This is a genomic window from Anaerolineales bacterium, from assembly GCA_022866145.1.
Lineage (GTDB): Bacteria > Chloroflexota > Anaerolineae > Anaerolineales > E44-bin32 > PFL42.
On sequence record JALHUE010000029.1, the window covers coordinates 1 to 3,823 of the forward strand.

4 protein-coding genes are annotated in these 3,823 nt (G+C 63.6%); 2 read left to right on the forward strand and 2 right to left on the reverse strand.

Going from position 1 to position 3,823, the window contains the following annotated elements; genetic code table 11:
* Positions 1-413: UbiA family prenyltransferase (locus MUO23_00910; GenBank protein ID MCJ7511510.1), on the reverse strand; the 413-nt coding region annotated here is incomplete at its 3' end.
* A gap of 260 nt (positions 414-673) precedes the next feature.
* Between MUO23_00910 and MUO23_00915 the strand changes: the two genes are divergently transcribed.
* Both MUO23_00915 and MUO23_00920 read left to right on the forward strand, forming a co-directional pair.
* The gene (locus MUO23_00915) at positions 674-1,294 is read left to right on the forward strand and encodes a DUF1295 domain-containing protein (GenBank protein ID MCJ7511511.1); all 621 of its coding nucleotides are present in this window, start codon (positions 674-676) and stop codon (positions 1,292-1,294) included.
* 252 nt (positions 1,295-1,546) lie between these two features.
* Entirely contained in the window at positions 1,547-3,097 is a 1,551-nt protein-coding gene (locus MUO23_00920) for a hypothetical protein (protein MCJ7511512.1), read from the forward strand.
* A gap of 174 nt (positions 3,098-3,271) precedes the next feature.
* Here the strand turns inward: MUO23_00920 and MUO23_00925 are convergent.
* The coding region (locus MUO23_00925; GenBank protein ID MCJ7511513.1) for a DegV family protein at positions 3,272-3,823 on the reverse strand (552 nt) is incomplete at its 5' end.

The window sequence follows — 3,823 nt, forward strand, 5'->3', positions numbered from 1 at the left end:
TACACCACCAGGTTGAAGAACACGCCGGCCGCGATCAGTGCCCCGAAGAGCGGCGACAGGCGGAACGCCAGGAGTATGCCGCCAGCGGTCATCAGCGTGCCGAGAAGGAGAGCCTCCTGCACCGAGAGCGAACCCTGCGGCAGCGGCCGGGAGCACGTGCGCTGCATGAGGCGATCAATGTCCCGGTCGTACACCATGTTCAGGACAGTACTGCCCCCGATGGAGAGCATCAGGCTGAGGACGAGTCCAGCCCAGAGTTCGAGCCCGGCCGGTAGCCCTTGGGCGCTGGCAAATCCCGCGACCCCGGTCAGGACCAACAGTCCGGTCTGAAGGCTCTTCAGGAGTATTCCGTAGGCACGCCAGCGGGATGTACGGCGGGGGTCGAGGCTCTCAGATCCAGCAAGGAGGGACATGCTTCTTTGCCTGCAGCACCCCGGTCGCAACCGGATCCATTCAGCGTCACCGCCGGAGAACATCCGAGGCGGTCAACAGCCCGAGCATACCACATGCCTCCGGCTGGGCCGCCAGGCGCCATTGGCTCTTCGGGGGCACGGCCTGAGGCTGTGCGATTGCGGCCGCACCGCCTCAGGGCATGGCCGAGGTCAAGTGCCTTGTCGCCGCGGCTACAATTGCGGCCTCCCGAAGTGTTGCGGCGCGGAACCCGAGGGCAACGATGAGAATGCGCTTCTACATTGATGTGCACAAAGGCCTGACCGCCCTGGCGGTCCTGGCTATGATGGCGGCGTTCGACCAATGGCAGAACCCGACCGCCTGGGTATATCTGGCGCTGCATGGGACCTATGGCGTGCTCTGGGTTTGGAAGAGCCGGATCTTCCCGGACAAGACCTGGGAGCGGAAGGCCTCATTCGACTACGGGATGGTGATCTGGTTCGCGCTGACGTTGTACTGGCTTTCCCCCTGGTTGATCAACTCGCGCGGAGTGCAGGCGCCGCTCTGGCTATTGTCCGGCGCGATCAGTCTGTGCTTGATCGGGGTGTTTCTGCATTTCGTCACCGATATGCAGAAGCACACCTCGCTGTCCCTTCAGCCGGAACATCTGATCACAACCGGCATGATGGCCCGCAGCCGCAACCTGAACTACTTTGGCGAGTTCCTGATCTACCTGCCTCTGGCCCTGCTATCGATGCACTGGTTGCCCTTGCTCGTGCTGCTGGGGTATGTGATCTTCGTCTGGGCGCCCAACATGCGGCGCAAGGATCGCTCGCTGGCGCGCTACCAGGGGTTCCCTGAATACCGCAGGCGGACGAAATGGTTCATCCCGTTGGTCTTCTAGGATGCTGACGAGAGATTCATCCCACGTGAAGAGCCTTCGCGTTGGTGGCGGCGAGGGCTGCGCCCCCAGCGCCGCAGGCGCGGCTTCCTCCTCAGAGAAGAGCGCTATTCATCACCCTGCCAGCGCGTCGGCTGCGTCTGCGCTCGGTAGGTCGAAAGGCGTCCGCCACAAGAAGAGCAGCCGAGCGCGTGCTCGGGCCGTGGCCAGGGTAGAGTGCGGCTCGCGGCCGAAGCGGCACCGTACGGAGGTTGTGTGAGGCGAAATCCCTGGCCCGTGTACTTGGCGCTGGCAGCCGTCTTCCCGATCCTGGCGCTGCTCGCCCGAAACGTAGGGCAGGCTGCTGTGTCGGACGGGCTGCGGGCCGGCTTGGTCTCTATTTTGGCCGCGGTGACCGTCTTCCTTGCTGGATGGCTGCTGCTGAAGGACCTCTACCGGGCGGCACTTCTCAGCCTGCTGCTGACCATCATCGTATTCTCGTACGGCCACGTGTACCAGACCCTGGAGGGCCTGGCTATCGCCGGGGTCAGCCTGGGGAGGCACCGCTTCCTGCTCCCGGCGTGGCTCGCGCTGACCCTGGTTGGGTGTGTGCTGATCATCCGTGGGCGGCCCAATGCCAGGCGACTGACGCCCGCCCTCAACCTTGTTGCGATCGTGCTGGTGGCAATGCCGTTGACGATTCTGGGCGTGTATCAACTCCGCCTGGAGCGGACCGCCGTCGAAGCCGCCCGCTCGGGGCAGCCGCTGCCGTCGCTGCAAGACGCAGGAGAGGCGCCGCCGGACATCTACTACATCATTCTGGACGCGTATGGGCGCGAGGATTCGCTGCGCAACGTGTTTGGGTACGACAACTCCGGGTTTCTCGAATCCCTGAAGGCGATGGGCTTCTACGTCGCGGACAAGAGCCGCAGCAACTATGCACAAACCGAGCTCTCGCTACTTTCTTCGCTGGAAATGGACTACCTGCAAGCACTGGGCCATGACCAGTGTGACCCCTGTGCGAGAGCGCCTCGCATTCGAAACGCCGCCACGGTCAAGGCTCTTGATCGCCTCGGGTACAGCCTGGTGGCGCTGGAGAGTGGATACGATGCCACCGAATGGACCGATGCCGATGTGTACCTTTCAAGAGGCACCAGCTCGATGAGCCGACTGCAGTTCGTCGGTGGCATCAACAGCCTCGAGGCGCTGCTGATCCGCACGTCGATCGGGCTGGCGATCTTGGATTCAACCGACGTGCGTCCGAGGGCCCTTCAGCCTGTCGAGAGGGGTCCCCTCGATGATCAGCGTGAGCTGATCCTATTCCAGCTTGACCAGTTGGGTCGAATCCCGAACATCCCGGGTCCAAAGTCTGTCTTTGCCCACATAGTCGCGCCGCACTTCCCGTATGTCCTGGGTCCGAGCGGCGAGGCGGTCATCCCAGACGCGGCGTTGGCGGGGGAGGTTCCCTCCGGCCCACAGTGGCATGATGAGGCCAGAGGCTACACTGGGCAACTCGAGTACCTGAACAAGCGGATGCTCGAAGCGGTGAAGCAGATCCTCGCGACTTCCGCGCGTCCGCCGGTGATCATTTTGCAGGGAGACCATGGACCTTGGGTGGGTTCGGTCCCGGTGAGGATGCAGATCCTGAACGCCTACTACCTTCCCCAGGAGGGGAGTAGCCAGGTGAATCCCTCGATCTCTCCGGTCAATTCGTTCCGAGTCGTGCTTGACAAGTACTTTGGCGCGGAACTGCCCCTTCTAGAGGACCGCAGCTACTATTCGCCGTATCCCAGGCCGTACGATTTTGAGTTCGTTCCCGGGGGATAGCCCCAGCGCCGTCGTGCAACCGGTGTGGACGACTGAAAGCGGAGTCGGTGATGAGACTCGCCGATAGGCGAGCCGGCATGCGACTTCACGCCAAAGTGCTAGGCACGCGGCGGCGCAACGATGCCCTCGTGTTTCGGAGTGCCTGAGACTATCCCCCTGCCGCGGGGCGGAGGGCTACACCGGATAGGCGCCAAGGGCAACGACCCCCGGGCCGCCGTGCACGGCCAGCGAGGCCACCAGATCGGCGAACAGCACTTCGCGAACTGGCAGCGCCTTCTTCGCCAGGTCGAGCAGGTGCTGCCCTTCCTCGGGCGCTCGAGCGTGAATCACCGCCAGGTTGACGGCGGTGGCCGAACGAGTGTGTTCCTGGACAGAGTCAACTAGGCGCTGGATGGCCTTGCTGCGCGTGCGAACGCGCTCGCCTGCTTCGAGCAGCCCATACTTGACGGCGATGATCGGTTTAACATCCAGCAGCGAGGCCAGCGCCCCCTGCAGTTTCCCCACCCTGCCGCTCATCTGTAAGTACTTCAATGTGGCAGGCGTGAGAACCAGATGCAGGTGGCGGCGGATGTATTCCAGGCGCGCCAAGATCCCCGGCAACGAGTCGCCGGCCTCGCTGGCGCGGGCCGCCTCGACCACCATCCAACCCGTGCCTAGCGAGATGCTTTCTGAGTCGAACACCTCGACCGAGGCCTGCGGCACCATGGCCTTGGCCAGCAGCGCCGA